This window comes from Mesorhizobium sp. W050, from assembly GCF_054719535.1.
This window is the reverse complement of record NZ_JBTTIH010000001.1, coordinates 5,463,819-5,482,382: the sequence shown is the minus strand read 5'-3', so window position 1 is coordinate 5,482,382 and position 18,564 is coordinate 5,463,819. Positions and strand designations below refer to the sequence as shown.

The following is an 18,564-nucleotide window of genomic DNA, read 5'->3' as shown; positions in this document are numbered from 1 at the left end:
AATTTCTTTCCTCAAGCGACTAGGACAACACCATGCAGATCGGAATGATGGGACTGGGCAGGATGGGCGCCAACATGGTGCGCCGCCTGATGCGCGACGGCCATCAATGCGTCGTCTACGACATCAACCCGGCAAGCGTTGCCGCCCTGGTTGCCGATGGCGCCATCGGCGCCGCATCGATGGAGGAGTTCGTCGGCAAGCTTTCCAAGCCGCGCAGCGCCTGGCTGATGCTGCCGGCGGCGATCACCGGCAAGATCGCCGACCAGGTGGCAGCATTGATGGAGCCCGGCGACATCATCATCGACGGCGGCAATTCCTATTATCACGACGCTGTCGACCAGGCGGCCGAGCTTGCGGCCAAGGGCCTGCACTATGTCGATGTCGGCACCAGCGGCGGCGTTTGGGGCTTCGAGCGCGGCTACTGCCTGATGATCGGCGGCCCCGATACGGCGGTCAAACACCTCGATCCGATCTTCGCCACGCTGGCGCCCGGCGCCGATGCCGGCGCCACGCCCGACAAGGCGGGCGGGACCGCACCCTTTGGCTACCTGCATTGCGGACCGAGCGGCGCCGGCCATTTCGTCAAGATGATCCACAACGGCATCGAATATGGCGTCATGGCCGCCTACGCCGAAGGCATGAACATCCTGAAATCGGCCAATGCCGGCAAAAGACAGCGCACTGCCGACGCCGAGACCAGCCCTTTGGAAAACCCGCAATACTATCAGTTCGACATCGACCTGCCGCAGGTGGCCGAGGTCTGGCGCCATGGCAGTGTGATCGGCTCCTGGCTGCTCGACCTCACCGCCGGCGCTCTGAAGAGCGACCCGGCATTGGCCCAGTTCGGCGGCCGCGTCTCCGATTCCGGTGAAGGCCGCTGGACGCTGAAGGCGGCGATCGACACCGGCGTGCCGGCGCCGGTTCTGTCCTCGGCTTTGTTCGACCGCTTCTCCTCGCAGGGCGAATCCGAATTCGCCGACAAGCTGCTGTCGGCCATGCGCTATGCCTTTGGCGGCCATGTCGAAAAGCCGAAGGCCGGCAAGTGAAGGCCGCAGGGGAGACGCGCAAGATGAGCCCGGAACGGTCCGACACGCTGGTGCTCTTCGGAGCAACCGGCGACCTTGCCCACAAGAAGATATTTCCGGCCCTCTACCAGATGGTAGCCAAGGGGACGCTGACCGAGCCGGTGATCGGCGTCGCCTTCGATGCATGGGACATCAACCAATTGCAGGCGCGGGCCCGCGACGGCATCGTCAACGCTGTCGGCAAGATCGACGAAAAGATCTTCGCCAAATTCGCCAGTCTGCTGCGCTATGTCAGCGGCGACTACCGCGACGGCGCGACCTTCGAGAAGCTGAAGACGGCGCTCGGCTCGGCGCAGCGGCCGCTGCACTATATGGCGGTGCCGCCGACCATGTTCGAGACCGTCGTCCAGGGGCTGGAGCAATCCGGTACCGCGCATGGCGCGCGGCTGATGGTGGAAAAGCCGTTCGGCCACGATCTCCAATCGGCGCGCTGGCTGAACCGCGTGCTGCATCTGGTGTTCGAAGAGCAGTCGATCTTCCGCATCGACCACTATCTCGGCAAGGAGGCGATCCAGAACCTGCTCTATTTCCGCTTTGCCAATTCCTTTCTCGAGCCGATCTGGAACCGCAACTTCGTCGAAAGCGTACAGATCACCATGGCCGAGGACTTCGGCGTCGAAGGCCGTGGCAAATTCTATGACGATGTCGGCGCTATCCGCGATGTGATCGAGAACCATCTGCTCAACATCCTTTTGCTGCTCGCCATGGAACCGCCGGTCGGCCGCTCGGCCGACGATCTGATCGACGAGAAGGTGCAGGTGCTGCGCGCCATCCGCACGCTGACCAAGGACGACGTCGTGCGCGGCCAGTTCACCGGCTACCTCGCTGAACCCGGCGTGAAGCCGAACTCGCCGGTCGAAACCTTTGCTGCCGTGCGCTTCATGGTCGACACCTGGCGCTGGCAGGACGTGCCGTTCTTCATCCGCACCGGCAAGAACATGCCGGTGCATGTGACCGAAGTGATCGTGCGGCTGAAGCGGCCGCCGCTCGACGTCTTCGATCCGATCAAGCCCAGCGACGCAAATTACGTGCGCTTCCGCATCGACCCGCAGGTGGCGATCTCGATCGGCGCGCAACGCAAGGCGCCCGGCGACGACATGGTCGGCGAGCAGGTCGAGCTCACCGCGCTCGACGATTCGAAGGGCGACATGCCGCCCTATGAGCGGCTGATCGGCGATGCCATGAACGGCAATGGCCAATTGTTCACCCGCCAGGATGCCAGCGAGCTTGCCTGGCGCATTGTCGGCCCGGTGCTGGGCGACACCACGCCGCCGCATATGTATGAGCCGAAGACCTGGGGGCCTGCCGACGCCATGGCCAGCTTCGGGCCGCCCAACGGCTGGATCAATCCGACTTGAGCAATTCCAGGAAAGTGCGAGCGGTTTTTCCGTCCGGAATTGCGTAAAAACAAAGAGTTGGAGCATTCCCCCGTTTCCCTGAAACGGGGAACGCGCCAAGTGAGCGGAGGAAACGACATGGCCAAGGCAGCCAGGCCCGCGAAGGCCAAGGCGGAACCGATCGTGCTGACGATCGATGTCGGCGGCTCGCACGTAAAAATCCTCACCAGCGCAGGCGGCGAGATGCGCCGGGCCGATTCCGGACCGGATCTGACGCCGCAGCAGATGGTCGCCACGGTGAAGACGCTGGCCGAAGGGCTGCCCTATGACGTGATCTCGATGGGCTATCCCGGCCCGGTCAGGCACAACAGGCCTTCGCTCGATCCCGCCAATCTCGGCAAGGGCTGGGACGGCTACGATTTTGCCGCCGCCTTCGGCAAGCCGGTCAAGGTCGTCAACGACGCGCTGCTGCAGGCGATCGGCAGCTACGATGGCGGGCGCATGCTGTTCCTCGGCCTCGGCACCGGCCTGGGCGCGGCGATGATCCTCAACAATGTCGGCCAGCCGATGGAACTGGCGCATCTGCCGTACCGCAAGGGCGGCAGTTTCGAAGATTATGTCGGCGAGCGCGGCCTGGAGAAATACGGCAAGAAGAAATGGCGCAAATACGTTTTCGACGTCGTCGGGCGGCTGCGTGCGGCGCTGCAGCCGGATTATGTCGTGATCGGCGGCGGCAATGTCGACAGACTGGATGAATTGCCCGCCACATCCAGGCGCGGCGACAATACGCGCGCTTTCGAGGGCGGTTTTCGACTATGGCGCGACAGGGCGCTCATCGTCTGATAGTATTAAAATTCAGTATAGTTGTTCAAAATGACGTGTGGCGCGATACGAAGTCATTGCGTTACGCAGATTTGGCGATTAGATCGGTGGCACCGGATGGAATCATCTGGCGCAACCGCACATATGCGGCAAGACAAATGACTAGAGCGGATTTCCGGCTCCGCTGGGACCACTCTGGGAGTTTCCGCCACCCCCCTAGCGACGGAGAGATAAATTGGCCGACGACAGCAACGACTCTGACAAGGACATCGACCTGCTCGAGCTTACCGCCCATATCGTGTCCGCTTACGTCGAGAAGAACCGCTTGCCCGTTGCCGGCCTGAGCGATCTCATCGCCAGCGTTGCGGCGTCGATCGGCGGGCTCAGCCAGCCGCCGGCCCCAGTGGCGGCGCCGCAGATCCCGGCCGTCAATCCCAAGCGGTCGGTGACGCCGGACTACATCATCTGCCTCGAGGACGGCAAAAAATTCAAATCGCTGAAGCGCCATCTCGGCGTCCATTTCAACCTGACGCCGGAAGCCTATCGTACCAAATGGGGCCTGCCGGCCGACTATCCGATGGTCGCCCCCAACTACGCGGCGTCGCGCTCCGAGCTGGCCAAGTCGATCGGCCTCGGCCGCAAGGCTGCAGTGGCCGCGCCGGCGAAAGCCAAGGGTCGGAAGGCCAAAGTTCCGGCCTGAGTGGGATCAGCGCCTCGGCCCTGAGCCAATCGTTTGGACGACTGGAACAGAAGCCTGCCGGCGAATGAGCCTTGGCAGGCTTCGTGCTTTTGTGGCTTGGATACACCACAGAGATTGCTTTGGGGGAGCAGCGATGAACTACGCCAGAATGGTGATCGAGAAAGAGGCGCCGGAGGAATACGGCTACGATCGCATTCGGTTCAATCTCTCCGAAAGCTCGATCGCCGATCAGAAACTCTCCGACGTCGGCCTGTCGCTGCCGGATCTCACGCTGTTCTACGGCGAGCATCGCGGCGACAAGGAGTTGCGGGCGCTGATCGCGGCGCAAGACAAAGGCATCTCCGCTGACGATGTTCTGGTGACCGCCGGTGCGGCGGGCGCGCTCTTCATCATTTCGACCTCGCTTCTGTCGGAGCGCGACCATCTTGTCGTCGTCCGGCCGAACTACGCCACCAACATCGAGACCCCCAAGGCGATCGGCTGCGCCATCTCCTATGTCGATCTCGATTTCGACGCAGGCTTTGCCATCGATTTCGGCCGCGTCGCCGCCAGCATGCAACCGAACACCAAGCTGATCAGCGTCACCTGCCCGCACAACCCGACCGGCACGATGATGGGCCGGGCCGATCTCGACGCGCTGATTGCGCTGGCCGAAGCGAGCGGCTGCCATCTGCTGGTCGACGAGACCTATCGCGACCTCTCCTATGGACAGCGCCTGCCGGCGGCGGCTTCTCTCAGCCCCAAAGCGATCAGCGTCTCGTCGCTGTCGAAAGCCTTCGGCATTCCCGGCATCCGCATTGGCTGGCTGATCACCAGCGATGCCGAACTGCAGGAGCGCTTCCTCGCCGCCAAGGAGCAGATCGGCATTTGCGGCAGCGTCATCGACGAAGGCATTGCGCGCGGCATGCTGGGGCGCCGCGACGCTTTCTTGGGCGCGCTGCTGCCCGAGATGGCGAAACGCCGCGACATCGTGCAAGACTGGATCGACCGCGAGCCGCTGGTCGACTGGGTGCGGCCACAAGGCGGCGTCGTCGGATTTCCAAGGCTCAATGTCAGTCCAGACTTCGACCTCGACCGTTTCTACGTCAATCTCTTGGAAAACCACGGCACCTATGTCGGTCCCGGCCACTGGTTCGATATGCCCAAGCGCTTCTTCCGCGTCGGTTTCGGCTGGCCGAAAGAGGCGGAATTACAGGGCGGCCTCGACGCCATCACCGCCGCGCTGAGGCAGTAACGTCCGCGTGCAATCGGGCGAGCGGCTGGAAAACCACTTGATCCAGGCCCGATTTTCACGCATACGCGCCCCGAACTTTGATAAGTTTCATTGGCCGGAACAGCGCCCATTTCCGGGAAGTGCCCCGCCGGCCAATGCAAGCAACGGGGCCTGTATCCATGACATCCCATTCCCATACACCGCCTGACCGGCGTTACGCCGCCTTCCGCCATCGCTCCTTCCTGAGCTATTGGGCGGCGCGTTTCCTGACCACCTTCGCCACCATGATCGTGTCCGTCGCCGTCGGCTGGCAGATCTATGATCTGACGCGCGATCCCTTCGATCTCGGCATTGTCGGCATCGTCCAGTTCCTGCCGTCGCTGCTGCTGGTGCTGGTCACCGGCGTTGTCGCCGACCGTTTCGGCCGCCGCCTGATCATGGCGCTGGCGACGGTAGTCGAGGCAGGTTGTGCGCTTGTCCTGTTGTACTTCACGCTGCGCGGTCTCGTCAGCCCGCTGCCGATCTTCATCGTGCTGGCTATGTTCGGCCTGGCGCGCGCTTTTTATGGGCCGGCCTCGTCGTCGCTGTTCGCCAACCTTGTTCCGCCGGAAGATTTCGGCAATGCGATCGCCTGGAACTCGTCCGCCTGGCAAACGGCGACCATTGTCGGCCCGGTCGCCGGCGGCCTGCTCTATGGCGTCTCGGCCGAAGCCGCTTACGCCGTTGCCTCCGTGCTGATGCTGGTGGCCGGTCTGCTGATCTTCACCATTCCGAAACCGGCCCAGCAGAGCGCCACCGACAAGCCGACGATGGAGACGCTGTTTGCCGGCTTCCGATACATCTGGAGCGAGAAGATCGTCCTGGGCGCCATCTCGCTCGACCTCTTCGCCGTGCTTCTGTCCGGTGCCTCGGCGCTGCTGCCGGTCTATGCCCGCGATATTCTGGAACTCGGCCCGTGGGGCCTCGGCCTGCTGCGCTCGGCGCCCGGCATCGGCGCCATCTGTGTCGCGGTCTGGCTTGCCGGGCATCCGCTGCGCGACAGTGCCGGCAAGATCATGCTCGGCTTCGTCGCCGGGTTCGGCGCCTTCACCGTGCTGTTCGGCGTCTCGACCATCACCTGGCTGTCGATCCTGGCCCTTGCCGGCCTCGGCGCCACCGACATGTTCAGCGTCTATATCAGGGAGACGCTGATCCAGCTGTGGACACCCGACGAGGTGCGCGGCCGCGTCAACGCCGTCAACCAGGTCTTCGTCGGCGCCTCCAACGAAGTCGGCGAGTTCCGCGCCGGCACCATGGCGGCGCTGATCGGCACCGTGCCGGCGGTGGTGATCGGCGGCGTCGGTGCGATTGCCGTCGCCGGACTGTGGGCGGTGCTGTTTCCGCAACTGCGAAGGGTGCGGCATCTCAACAGCCGCAACTGATCGAGTAAGCCGCAGGATCCGGCGCTCGGTCCAAATCAGCTTGCGCCGATGACGGCTGAGATGGGCCGGAAGCGGATGGGCCGGTTCTGGGCGAACTAGCCAGAAGGCGGGGCAGCCACAGGGTGGACATTTCAGTCCATATGGAAAATGATTATGTTGCCATGCACAATACTGCAGTGCTCTGGTCTCGACGAGAAACCTTAAATATAGAAGAGAACCACCCGACCTCCGGGTCCAGCTAGCGGGGACGCAAATGGACACTTCAGGGAATCGGCAATCGCATCGCGACGCAAGCGGGCGACCCAGCCGATCGGCCGGCTGGCTGGCCCGCTCCGCCGTCCCAGTGGCATTCCTGCTCGGCATGGCTTTCAGCAGCAACGCGTTTGCGCAGGACCAGCAACTGCCGGTGGTGACGGCGGCCAAGCCGGTGGTGCGTGAAATCGTCGAAGACGATGAGTTCGTCGGGCGCTTCGAAGCCGTCGACGAGGTCGCCATCCGTTCGCGCGTCAGCGGCTATCTGGACAAGATCAGCTTCCAGGACGGCGCACTGGTCAACAAGGGCGACCTGCTCTTCACCATCGACCAGCGTCCGTACCAGGCGGCCTACGATGCCGCCAAGTCGCAAGTAGACGTCGCCAAGTCCCTGCTCGAATTCTCCAAGATGCAGCTGGATCGCGCCGATGAACTCGCCAAGACCGGCAATATCTCGGCCGCGACGGTCGACGACCGTCGGCGGGAATACCTTTCGGCGCAGGCGCAGATGCAAGGCGCGACGGCTGCGCTGACGACGGCCAACCTGAACCTGGAGTTCACCGAGATCAAGGCGCCCTTGTCCGGCCGCATCGACCGCCGGCTGGTGTCGGTCGGCAACCTGGTGCAGCCGGATTCCACCTTGCTGACGACTATCGTCACGCGCGATCCGATCGACTTCTATTTCGACGTCGATGAGCGCCTGTATTTCAGCTACGCCCGCGACGCGAAGGAGCGCGGCGGCAGCATGCAGGAAGGCGCCGGCGGGCTCGAGGTGGTGGTTCGCGTCGCTGACCGCGCGGAGGCGGTATTCAAGGGCAAGCTCGATTTTGCCGAGAACCGGATCGACAACGCGACCGGCACCATGCGGGTGCGTGCAAGGTTTGCCAACGCCGACGGCGTTCTCCAGCCAGGCATGTTCGGGCGCATCAACGTGCCGGGGTCGCTGCCGCATAGCGGCGTCCTGGTGCCCGACGAGGCGGTCGGCGCCGATCAGGATCGCCGCATCGTGTACCTGGTGGATGAGGCTGGGATGGTGTCGGCGAAGCCCGTGCGCACCGGCCCGCTTCTCGACGGCTACCGGGTGATCCGCGCGGGCCTGACCGGCGACGAGACGATCATCGTCAACGGGCTGATGCACGCCAGGCCCGGCACCAAGGTGAAAGTCGAGATGGTGACGTTGCCGCCCAAGGTCGACACCGCCGGGTTGCAGCAATGAGGTTCGCCCATTTCTTCGTCGACCGTCCGATCTTCGCATCGGTCGTTTCGATCGTCCTGCTGATCCTCGGCGGGATTGCTTATACCCAGCTGCCGATCGCGCAATATCCCGAGATCGCGCCGCCGACCATCGTCGTTCGCGCCCAGTACCCGGGCGCCGACGCCGAGACGGTCGCAGCGACGGTGGCAACGCCGATCGAGCAGGAGATCAACGGCGTCGAGGGCATGCTTTACATGTCGTCCTATTCGTCCGGCGACGGGGCGATGGCGCTGACCATCACCTTCAAGCTAGGCACCGATCTCGACCAGGCGCAGGTGCTGGTACAGAACCGCGTGTCGGTCGCCGAGCCGCGCCTGCCCGAAGAAGTCCGCCGCCTCGGCATCACCACCATCAAGAGCTCGCCCGACCTGATGATGGTCGTGCACATGCTGTCGCCCGACAATACCTACGACCAGCTCTACGTCTCGAACTACGCCCGCTCGCGGGTGCGCGACATACTGCTCAGGTTGGACGGCGTCGGCGACCTCATCATCTTTGGCGAACGCGAATATTCGCTGCGCATCTGGCTCGATCCGGAAAAACTGTCCGCCCTGGGGATGACCTCGGGCGATGTGGTGCAGGCGCTGCGCGACCAGAACGTCCAGGTGTCGGGCGGCTCCATCGGCGCGCCGCCGACCAATACCGGCACGGCGTTCCAGTACACGGTCACCACGCAAGGCCGCTTCAACGACGCACGCGACTTCCGATACGTGATCGTCAAATCGGCCGAAGACGGCCGCCTGATCCAGCTGCAGGACGTGGCGCGCATCGAGCTCGGCGCCAAGGATTACGTCACCAACTCCTATCTCAACGGCAAACCGGCGGTGGCGCTCGCCATCTTCCAGCGGCCAGGCACCAATGCGCTCGCCGCAGCCGCGGAGATCCAGGACAAGATGAAGGAGCTTTCCCAGGACTTCCCGAAGGGATTGAGCTACGACATCGTCTACAATCCGACCGAGTTCGTCGCCGAGTCGATCCAGGAGGTCTACAAGACGATCCTCGAGGCGATGGTTCTGGTCATCATCGTCATCATCGTCTTCCTGCAATCGTGGCGCATGGCGATCGTGCCGATCGTGGCGATCCCCGTGTCGCTGATCGGCACGCTGGCGGTGCTTTACGCCGCCGGCTTCTCCCTCAACATGCTGACGCTGTTCGGCCTCGTGCTGGCCATCGGCATCGTCGTCGACGATGCGATCGTCGTGGTCGAGAACGTCGAGCGCAATATCGCCAGCGGGCTGGCGCCCAATCCGGCGTCGCATCTGACCATGGACGAAGTCGGCACGGCGGTCATCGCGATCTCGCTGGTGCTGATAGCCGTGTTCGTGCCGACAGCCTTCATCCCCGGCATTTCCGGACAGTTCTACCTGCAGTTTGCGATCACCATCGCGGTGTCGACGGCGATCTCGGCATTCAATTCGCTGACGCTCTCGCCGGCGCTGGCCGCCCTGCTGTTCAAGCCGCACCACACTGCTGCGGCGCCGCCGCGCTTTTTCCTGGCGCGGTTCGGACGGGCGCTTGCCGACGGCTTCAATGGCGGCTTCGACAAGGTCGCCCATTGGTATTCGAGCATCGTGCGCGTGCTGGTCGGCTCGCGGATAGCGATCGCCGCCACGCTGGCCGTTTTCGCGGCCCTCATCTACGCCACGGTCTATATGGTGCAGACGGTGCCGCGCGGTTTCATTCCGTCGCTCGACCAGGGCTATGCGATCGTCGTCGTCCAGTTGCCGGACGGCGCCTCGCTATCGCGGACCGATGCCGTCATCCAGCAGGCGTCGCAGATCATCCAGAAAACGCCGGGCGTCGACTACGCGGTCGCCTTCGCCGGCTTCTCCGGTGCCACCTTTACCAATGCCAGCAACGCGGGCGTGATCTTCGCCAGGTTCAAGCCGTTTGACGAGCGACTGGAAGCCGGCCAGTCCGCGACCCAGGTCATCGGCAATTTGTTCGGCAGCCTGCAAAGCATCAAGGAAGCCTTCATTATCGCACTGCCGCCGCCGCCGATCCGCGGCGTCGGCAATGCCGGCGGCTTCAAGCTGCAGATCCAGGAGCGCAACAGCGCCGACATGCGGCAGATCCTGGCGCTTGCCTATGAAATTGCCGGCAAGGCCAACAAGACGGCGGGGCTGACCGGCGTGTTCACCACCTTCTCCGCGTCCAGCCCGCAATTCTTCCTGGCGATCGATCGCGACAAGGCGCGCATCCTGAACGTGCCGATCCCCAACATCTTCGAGACGCTGTCTATCAATCTGGGTACCGCCTACGTCAACGACTTCAACGCTTTCGGGCGCGTCTACCAGGTGCGCGCGCAGGCCGACCAGGCGTTCCGCCTCGATCGCGCCGACATCTTGAAACTGAAGGTGCGCTCGGCGACCGGCGCGCTGGTTCCGCTGGGCACGTTGATCGAGATCCGCGACGTCACCGGCCCGGCGCTGGTCCAGCGCTACAACATGTACGTCTCGGTGCCGCTGCAGGGCAACGCCGCGCCCGGCGTTTCCACCGGCGATGCGCTTGCCAAGATGGAAGCGATCACGGCACAGACGTTGCCGGCCGGTACCTCCTACGAATGGACCGAGCTCGCCTATCAGGAGCGTAACACCGGCAATGCCGCTGTCTATATCTTCGGACTGTCGGTGCTGTTCGTGTTCCTGGCGCTGGCGGCGCAATATGAAAGCTGGGTGCTGCCGTTCGCCATCGTGCTGGTGGTGCCGCTCGGCGTGCTCGCGGCGTTGCTCGGCGTGTCGTTCCGAGGGCTGGACAACAACATCCTCGTGCAGATCGGCCTCATCGTGCTGATCGGGCTTGCCGCCAAGAACGCGATCCTGATCGTCGAGTTCGCGCGGCAGGCCCAGGAACGCGGCTTGTCGGCGGCCGAGGCTGCCGTCGAAGCCTGCCGGCTCAGGCTGCGGCCGATCCTGATGACCGCCTTCTCGTTCATCCTCGGCGTCGTGCCACTGATGATCGCGACGGGCCCGGGCGCGGAAATGCGGCAGTCGCTCGGCACCGCGGTGTTCTCCGGCATGCTGGGCGTCACTTTCGTCGGCCTGTTCCTGACGCCGGTGTTCTACGTCACGCTCAGGTCGCTGTTCTCACGGCGCAAGCCGCATGCCGAGGCCGAGTTTTCGGCACCGGCAGAGGTGCCGTCCGAGACGGCCGCCGAGTAGTGTTACACGGGCAGTTCGTGGCGCTGCCGACTATTTCGTTTTGGTGTTGAATTCACGGTTTGCAGCATAGTCGATAGTGAAGGTGCCCGCAGGAGCGCGAACGCCCTGCTTCACGTTGGATATGGTGACTGTCGAGGTAAGGCCCCTCTCGTCAGTCAGGGTCCATCTGCGTAGATCGAGCGATTCCCTGTCAAACACCATAGTGATATTCGAATTGCCGAAGGCCGACTTGTCGGCCAGCCTGATGATCACCTGGGCGCCATCGTCCCTAATACTTTTGAGGCGATTGCCGGAAAAGTTGACCTGATTGTCGAGGAGCAGCTTGAGCGGCGTCTTCGAGAGAGCATAGAGCCGCGATGTCTTGAGCTTCTTGTTATAGACCACCAAGGATTTTCCATCTGCAATTACGCTGACCCCTGATTGGCCTGCATAGTTGAAGCGGATCTTGCCCGGCCGCTGGAGGAAAAATTTCCCTTTGGTCCTTTCCGCTCTTGGGCCCGACTGGACAAAGTCCCCGGACATGGACTTTACCGATGAGAAGTGATCGGCAATCGTCTTCGCTTCTACAGGTGCGGCCAAGGCCGCGGTCGAAAGTTCGGCGTTTATCGCGACAGCGCTGACAACGGCGAACCAGAAAGCCCGCAGTCTTTTGCTGTTATATGCCATTCAGTTATCCTACCCCGAGCAGGCGCGTGATCGAAAGAGATCACGCGCCTTTGAGATCAGTAGCCGTCCGGGCACTGAGCAACGTAAACTCGACCGTTCCGACCGCGATATCTGCACTGGCCGGCTTCGCTGGCGTGCCCGATGACCGCCCCGGCCAGCGCTCCGACCGCCCCGCCAACAACCGCCCCTTTTACCGGGTCGCCGGCCACTGCTGCGCCTACAGCTGCGCCACCCAAACCACCGACGGCAGCGCCTTGTTCGGTGCGGGAGCATGCCGCGAGCGGAATGAGTAGGCTCAAAATGAGCAGCGTCTTCTTCATTAGTTCTCTCCTGGGGCCGTTATTAGCCGAAGCTTAAATGCGCCACGGAGTTTTTCGATCCATCGGAGTGTTTGGGGCGCAATCCAAATCTGCGGGAACGGGCTATGGTCCCGGATCCATCGTACACGCCTCCCATAGGTAAGTCGTCTTTGGGCAAGCTCGGCCGTTCAGAGTAGTTGGATTTGCTCTATCCCTCAGTAGGCTTGCCGAAGATCAGGCTCAAAAACTCGCTCAGCCAGCGCTTGAGGTGCATATCCCAGATCAGCCGGCCGCCGAGATGGTCGCGGCCGGGCTGCGCGCCGGGCAATTCGAAACGGTGTGCGCCGCGCACCACCCAGCGCTGCATCATCAACCGGGTCAGTTCGCCATGGAACTGGATGCCCCAGGCATTATCGCCATAGCGAAAAGCCTGGTTGGGGTAGGTTTCCGCCGTCGCCAGCAGCGTCGCATCCCTGGGCAGCGAAAAGCCTTCGCGGTGAAACTGGTAAACCATGTCGGGCCAGGGCAGCAGCTTTTTGCCGGCTTCGGTCGGCTTCAGCGGATACCAGCCGATCTCGACCAGCCCCTCGCCATGCCCCTCGACCTTGCCGCCGAGATGATTGGCCAGCATCTGCGCGCCAAGGCAGATGCCGAGCAAGGGCCGGTTCTCCTTTAGCGGAACATTGAGCCAGTTGGTCTCGCGGCGGACGAACTCATCTTCGTCATTGGCGCTCATCGGCCCGCCAAACACCACGGCGCCCGCGTGTCCCTCCAGCGTCTCCGGCAGGCTGTCGCCGAGAGGCGGCCGGCGGATGTCGAGGTCAAAACCTTCCTCAAGCAGCATGTGGCCAACCCGGCCGGGGCTCGAAGTCTCCTGATGCAGCACGATCAGGATTTTTGGTTTCGAGCTCGGTCTGGGCGGCATGGAAAGGCGGAATCCTATTCGTCGCTCGACGTTCCGCTGGCGCCGGGCGCGGCGGCCGCCGCCTTGCGGCGCGCCTCGACGCGGTCGTGGCGCTCGACGCCGATCAGTTCGGCGACGCGCCAGACGGTGTTGTCCTCCAACTCGTGCAGTTCGCCATCGGCATAGACGATTTCCCACATCAGGCCGATGAAAGCCTTGCGCGCCTCGGCGTCGAGATGGCGCTTCAAGACGCTGGTGAAGGCATAGAGGTCGATCGCCTCATTGTCGGCGCGCTCGCCGGCGGCAGCCAACGCATCGAGTTCGTCGCCGCTGATCGAATAGCTCTGCGCCAGCACCTGCTTGAACCGCTCCCACTCGACATCCTGGCGCACGCCGTCGGCATTCATCACATGATAGAGCAAAGCCGACTCCGCAACGCGCGGATCGTCCGCATTGGCGCGAGCCCCAGCCCCGGAGGGCAGGTCTTTCAGAAAGGCCAGGATGCGTTCGAACATGGTGCTCACTTCACATTATTGGAGCATGATCTTTTCCAAAAACCGGTATCCACTTTGTGGGATCATGCTTCAGGGATCAAAACAGGCGGAAGCGGCGCGGTGACTTCTCCGCTTCGTCATCGGGGTCGACGCCGGGGTCGTCGGGCAGCCGCGCCAGTTCCTCGGCAGGTTCGACGGGTTCGGCGTCGTTTGGTATTGCGGCGAAAGCGGCGGCGGTGACCGGCGTGACCCGGTCATCGCCCACAGCGGGCTTCGGCTCGGTCGGCGCCTCGCTGATCGTCTTGGCAACGGCGGGATGATCGATCACTTCGGCTTCCTTTGTCGGCTTGGCGGGTGCCGCAAGCACCGGCACATCGGCTTCGTCTTCATGGCTGTCGATGAGCTGGCCCAGCCGCTCCATCGGTGCGCGCCAGGCGAAAGCGTCGAGCTTGCCGCTGACCGGCGATACCGGCGCCCAGCGTTCGGAGACGACGCCGTCGGCGACCCAGGCCGGATCGCGCGGCGCCCTGACCGCCTTGGACAGCAATTGCCTGATCTTGCCCTGGTCGCCGGTCTCTGCCTCCTCGATATCGGCCAGCAGCAGGTAAGCGCCTTCCCGGCGATCCATGCGGATCGCGGCTTCCGCCTCGCGGCGGGCGGTGGAAAAATCCTGCGCATCGAGCGCGGCGCGCGCCACCGTCATCGACGATTCGGCATTGTTGCGCTTCAGCTCCTGCAGCTTCTTCGCCCGGTTGAGACGATCGACCACGGCATCTCCCGGCCTTGCATGGGTGTAGAGCTCGGCGATCTCGGGATGCGGCTCCGCCTTCCAGGCTGCCTCAAGGATCTTCGAGCCTTTGCGCACATCGTTCTGTTTGAACAGAAGATTGGCGGCTGCAACCGCGGCCGGCGCGAAATCGGGCGCGAGCTTGTTGGCCTCGAGAGCGGCTGCCTTGGCTGCATTGGGGTCGCTGTCGGTCAGCGCCTGCGCCTTGGCGGTCAACAGCACAGCGCGGCGGCGATTGGCGGCGTCGCGTTCGATCTGCCTGGTCGACTTCTGCGCCTCCACCAGCTTCAGCGCGCCGTCCCAGTCGCCGCGCCCGGTCAGATCCTCCAGCGTCGACTCGGCGGCCCAAGCCAGTTGCGGCGCGACGGAAGCGGCGCGGCCGGCATAGTGACGCGCCGCGTTGCGGTCGCCGAGCCGTTCGGCTTCGAGATAGAGCCCGCGCAGGCCAAGCAGCCGCATTTCGGGGTCGTCGAGCATGGCCTCGAATTTTTCGCGCGCGCCCTCATGGTCGCCTTCGAGCAGCGAGGCTTGCGCTTCGAGCAACTGGATCAGCGGCTCCTGGTCGGAGCGGATCAGCTTGGCGGCTTCCTTGGTCTTCTTGCGGGCTAGCGCGCCGTCGCCGGCGCCGGCTGCGATCATGCCGGTCGACAGCGCCTGATAGCCACGGTCGCGGCGGCGGACGCGGAAATAGCGCGAGATCGTGTACGGGCTGTTCCACAGCGACTTGATCAGCCACCAGACGATCATCACCGCTGCGACGACGGCAACGATCGCCACCGCCGCCACCATCAGGCTGACCTGGTATTGGTAACCATTGAAGGTGACGACCATCTCGCCGGGACGATCGGCCAGCCAGGCAAAGCCGAGGCCGAGCGCGAAGACGGTGGCGAGAAAGATGAGAATGCGGATCATCGTGTCGTCCTCATGCCTTCATCGCACCTGCAATCAGCGCGTCGACCTGCGTCTCGACGTCGATGCGCGCCTTCAGTTTGCCGGCAAAGTCGGCGCCGGCAGCCTTGACCGCATCCGGCAGCGTTGCGTATTCGCTGAGCGCCTTGGCGTAGTCGCCCTGGTTGACCGCCACTTCGATGCGCGCCACGGTTTCCGGCGCGCCGGCGCCTTCGACGGCGCCGATCGGCCGGACCTTGACCAGCGATTCGGCGCTCGACAAAAGGTTCTGGAAGAAGCCGGCATTTTCATCGACCGGCGTCGCCGCCGCGACCATCGCATTGGCCGCGGCGTCGGCCTCGCCGGCGATCTCGGTGCGGGTCGGGACGCCCTTTTCAGCGTAGGGGCGCAGCGCTGCAATCTGCGGTGCATCGGGCGAGATCGCCGCGAAGGTCTCCAACTCGGCGGCGAACGGCGCGCCGCGGTCAAGCGCCGCCTTCAAGGCCGAAGCGGCGATGGCCATCGCGATCTTTGGCTGCGAGGCCTGCGCATCGACCTTGCCGGCGAGCTGCGTCACCGACTGCTCCAGCGCGGCGATCTTGCCTTCCTGCGCCTTGGCTGCCTCGCCGGCCGATTTCACCAGTGCGTCGAGGCCCGCCAGTCTTTCATTGAGCGGCGCGAGATCGACGGGCGCTGCACCACCGGCCTGGCCAAGGGCGGCGACCGCCGTCTCTATCTGCTTGACCTTGTCGCCAAGCGCTGCAAGCCCGGCATTGTCGCCGGCGCCGCCCTTTTCGACCGCCGATTTCAGCGATGCGACATCGGCCTTGACCTGATCCAGCGCCGAAGACAGCCCGTCGACCTTGGCCGTTGCGGCGCCATTGCCGCTGGCTTCCCTGAGGTCGGCGATTTCGCGCTTCAGCGAAGCGATCTCGCCATTGACGCCGTCGAGCGAGACCGTGCCCGCCCCTGAGCCCGGAGCGCCAAGCACGCCGGCAAACTGCAGCCCCCCGGCGGCAGCCAGCGCGATGACACCGCCGATGATGCCGGCGGCAATGCCGTTCGTGCGCTTCGGTTGCGCGGCCATGGGCTGGTTCCCGGCTGTCCTTGGGGTTTCCTTGGGTGCACCCGGCTTGGGCGAGGCATCCTCGAAACTGTAGTCGGAGGTTCTGGCGCGCGGTGGCGCATCCGAAGCGGTGGGGTAAGGCTGCTCCGCCTGGGTGGACGCCTTCGCATCGGCGTTTTCGGGAGCGGCCTGCGCCGCGGCATCGGAGTGCTCCCACGGCTCGAGATCGGCCTGATCGGCATGAACGGGCTCGTCAGGCGTCTCAGGCTGCGCATTGGCCATGGCAGCGGCATCCTCAGCCGCAACCGACCCTGCCGGGGCCTCGACGTCGTCCGAGTTGGCGACATCCGTCTTGGCGGCATCCGCATCGGCAATGCGCGAGACAGCGCCGGGTTCGAGTTCGATGGTCACCGGCTCGCGGTGGCTTTTCGAATGTCGCATCTTCGGCGTCTTGACCATGCCTGGGCTCCGCAATCCTGCTTCGTCTGGGCGCCCGACGGCGCGTGATGGTTTGAAAAATGGTCTAGCACATCATCATCAGGTGAAAAGGGGCGGCGTGATGACACGGGGCTCAGTCGCCGCGGTGCAACAGCTCAAGCAGCGCCTCCTCCTGCGGTTTCCGCGCCATGCGTATTTTTTTGCAGGCGGCATTGTCAAATGCCGCTGCCACGCGCTCGGAGAGCGCAAAAGCCTGCATGTTTTCAAAGAGATCGCGCAGCCCCGCCCTGTTGGTCAAGGCCTGCAACGCTGCCGCTGCCTTGGCTGAATAGAGCAGCACCGCGTCGACCGCCTTGTCGGACAGGCGTGTACGGAATTCAGCATCGGAATAATCGAGCGAAATCGTGTCGTAGGTTTCGACAGTGCGGACCTCGACGCCGGCATTTCGCAGCCGCGCCTCGAAGGGCGGAAACCGCACGCGCCCTGTGAGATAGACGACCGCCTTGCCGGAAAGGCCGGCGGCAATCGCCTCGGCCAGCCGCTCGGCGTCGCCCGCCCCTTCGCTGACCGACAAGAACCCTGCCGAACGTGCCGCTTCAGCCGTCCTGCGTCCGACGGCATGGCAAGGCAAGGCGGCGAGCGCACGAATGAGTTCTTTCGGCGCATGCCGCACGGCATTGGCGCTGGTCACAGCGACGGCCACGGCATTGTCGCACGCAGCATCGGCGCCAACCGGCAGTGTCACCGTTTCGGTCAGTGGCAGAAGGAGAGGCTCAAATCCCAATTCCTGCAGCCGCCGCATGGTTCGCGACGCCCCGGGCTGCGGTCGCGTCACCAGGACACGCATGTCAGACCCACCCGTCGAAGAAGGTTTCGCCCGCTTTGACCCGCACCATCCTGGCCGCGTCCGTGCCGATGTCAGCGGCATCCAGCGCCAAGCCTTCGGCCTTGACCTCATGCGATTGCGTGCCATCGGGCGAAATGATCAGCCCGGCGAAAACCAGCCTGCCGCCCGATATCGTCGCATAGCCGGCGATCGGCGTGCGGCAGGAGCCATCGAGCGCCGCCAGGAAGGCGCGCTCACAGGCCAGCGCCTGGCCTGTCGGCACATCATGGATGGCCACCAGCATCTTTTCGACCTCGCTGTCGCCGATGCGGGTTTCGATGCCGATTGCGCCTTGTCCCGGCGCCGGCGGAAAGGCGTCGAGCGGCATCAGGTCGGTGACGACATGGCCGAGCCCGAGCCGCTTCAGCCCGGCATAAGCGAGGATCGTGCCTTCGGCAACGCCTTCCTCCAGCTTGCGCAGCCTGGTCTGCACATTGCCACGGAACATGACCACTTCTAGGTCCGGCCGCATGCGCCGGATCAGCGCCTGGCGCCTGAGCGAAGACGACCCGACCTTGGCGCCTTGCGGCAAGTCGATAATGCGCTTCACCGCCTTTCCGATGAAGGCGTCCCGCGCATCCTCGCGCGGCAGGAAGGCGGACAGCTCCAGACCGTCCGGCAGCACTGTCGGCATATCCTTGGAGGAATGCACGGCGATATCGATCGTGCCGGCCAGCAGCGCCTCTTCGATTTCCTTGGTGAACAGGCCCTTGCCGCCGGCTTCCGACAGCGGCCGGTCCTGGATGCGGTCGCCGCTGGTCGAAATGACGACGACCTCGAAGGCTTCCGCCGGCATGCCGTGCGCTTCCATCAGCCGCGCCTGCGTTTCATGCGCCTGGGCGAGCGCCAGCGGGCTGCCGCGTGTTCCGATTTTCAAAGTTTGCATGGCG

Annotated in this window: 16 protein-coding genes; 8 read left to right on the top strand and 8 right to left on the bottom strand. The window is 64.0% G+C overall.

The window, feature by feature from the left end; translation table 11 throughout:
- Positions 1 to 32 precede the first annotated feature (32 nt).
- From gnd to ACYG9Y_RS26480, 8 genes are all read left to right on the top strand, one after another.
- Complete coding sequence (gene gnd / locus ACYG9Y_RS26515) at positions 33 to 1,046, top strand: phosphogluconate dehydrogenase (NAD(+)-dependent, decarboxylating) (protein WP_023737959.1); 1,014 nt, start codon at positions 33 to 35, stop codon at positions 1,044 to 1,046.
- Positions 1,047 to 1,069: 23 nt separating this feature from the next.
- Positions 1,070 to 2,443, top strand: a complete 1,374-nt coding sequence (zwf, locus tag ACYG9Y_RS26510) for a glucose-6-phosphate dehydrogenase (RefSeq protein ID WP_023737960.1) — start codon at positions 1,070 to 1,072, stop codon at positions 2,441 to 2,443.
- A 117-nt stretch (positions 2,444 to 2,560) separates the two neighbouring features.
- Positions 2,561 to 3,265 carry an ROK family protein gene (locus ACYG9Y_RS26505; protein ID WP_023737961.1) on the top strand — a complete coding sequence of 235 codons (705 nt, stop codon included), beginning with the start codon at positions 2,561 to 2,563 and terminating at the stop codon, positions 3,263 to 3,265.
- Positions 3,266 to 3,479: 214 nt separating this feature from the next.
- Positions 3,480 to 3,944 (top strand): Ros/MucR family transcriptional regulator, encoded by a 465-nt coding sequence (locus ACYG9Y_RS26500; protein WP_023687743.1) that lies wholly within the window; start codon positions 3,480 to 3,482, stop codon positions 3,942 to 3,944.
- A gap of 133 nt (positions 3,945 to 4,077) precedes the next feature.
- Positions 4,078 to 5,178, top strand: a complete 1,101-nt coding sequence (locus ACYG9Y_RS26495; RefSeq protein ID WP_023736801.1) for an aminotransferase class I/II-fold pyridoxal phosphate-dependent enzyme — start codon at positions 4,078 to 4,080, stop codon at positions 5,176 to 5,178.
- Between the two features lie 158 nt (positions 5,179 to 5,336).
- On the top strand, positions 5,337 to 6,578 hold the full coding sequence (locus tag ACYG9Y_RS26490; RefSeq protein WP_023670472.1) for an MFS transporter: 1,242 nt from the start codon (positions 5,337 to 5,339) through the stop codon (positions 6,576 to 6,578).
- Positions 6,579 to 6,939: 361 nt separating this feature from the next.
- Entirely contained in the window at positions 6,940 to 8,046 is a 1,107-nt protein-coding gene (locus ACYG9Y_RS26485; RefSeq protein ID WP_023694469.1) for an efflux RND transporter periplasmic adaptor subunit, read from the top strand.
- Positions 8,043 to 11,246 carry an efflux RND transporter permease subunit gene (locus ACYG9Y_RS26480; protein WP_023737962.1) on the top strand — a complete coding sequence of 1,068 codons (3,204 nt, stop codon included), beginning with the start codon at positions 8,043 to 8,045 and terminating at the stop codon, positions 11,244 to 11,246. The genes ACYG9Y_RS26485 and ACYG9Y_RS26480 overlap by 4 nt, the downstream gene beginning before the upstream one ends.
- Before the next feature lie 30 nt (positions 11,247 to 11,276).
- Here the strand turns inward: ACYG9Y_RS26480 and ACYG9Y_RS26475 are convergent, their stop codons facing one another.
- The 8 genes from ACYG9Y_RS26475 to hemC all read right to left on the bottom strand — a co-directional run bounded on the left by ACYG9Y_RS26475 (position 11,277) and on the right by hemC (position 18,560).
- Complete coding sequence (locus ACYG9Y_RS26475) at positions 11,277 to 11,912, bottom strand: LolA family protein (RefSeq protein ID WP_023737963.1); 636 nt, start codon at positions 11,910 to 11,912, stop codon at positions 11,277 to 11,279.
- Between the two features lie 56 nt (positions 11,913 to 11,968).
- A complete protein-coding gene (locus ACYG9Y_RS26470; protein ID WP_023670477.1) occupies positions 11,969 to 12,232 on the bottom strand; it encodes a YMGG-like glycine zipper-containing protein in 264 nt (87 codons plus the stop codon).
- 187 nt (positions 12,233 to 12,419) lie between these two features.
- Positions 12,420 to 13,136 (bottom strand): glutamine amidotransferase, encoded by a 717-nt coding sequence (locus ACYG9Y_RS26465; RefSeq protein ID WP_352608952.1) that lies wholly within the window; start codon positions 13,134 to 13,136, stop codon positions 12,420 to 12,422.
- Positions 13,137 to 13,150: 14 nt separating this feature from the next.
- Positions 13,151 to 13,630: a tellurite resistance TerB family protein gene (locus ACYG9Y_RS26460; RefSeq protein WP_023737965.1), complete on the bottom strand. Its 480-nt coding sequence runs from the start codon at positions 13,628 to 13,630 to the stop codon at positions 13,151 to 13,153.
- 76 nt (positions 13,631 to 13,706) lie between these two features.
- Positions 13,707 to 15,308, bottom strand: coding sequence for a heme biosynthesis protein HemY (locus tag ACYG9Y_RS26455; protein ID WP_023737966.1), 1,602 nt, complete (start codon positions 15,306 to 15,308; stop codon positions 13,707 to 13,709).
- A 10-nt stretch (positions 15,309 to 15,318) separates the two neighbouring features.
- Entirely contained in the window at positions 15,319 to 16,809 is a 1,491-nt protein-coding gene (locus ACYG9Y_RS26450) for a COG4223 family protein (RefSeq protein ID WP_023737967.1), read from the bottom strand.
- Positions 16,810 to 16,921: 112 nt separating this feature from the next.
- Positions 16,922 to 17,635, bottom strand: a complete 714-nt coding sequence (locus ACYG9Y_RS26445; protein ID WP_023737968.1) for a uroporphyrinogen-III synthase — start codon at positions 17,633 to 17,635, stop codon at positions 16,922 to 16,924.
- Between the two features lies 1 nt (position 17,636).
- On the bottom strand, positions 17,637 to 18,560 hold the full coding sequence (hemC, locus tag ACYG9Y_RS26440) for a hydroxymethylbilane synthase (protein ID WP_023737969.1): 924 nt from the start codon (positions 18,558 to 18,560) through the stop codon (positions 17,637 to 17,639).
- Positions 18,561 to 18,564: the final 4 nt, after the last annotated feature.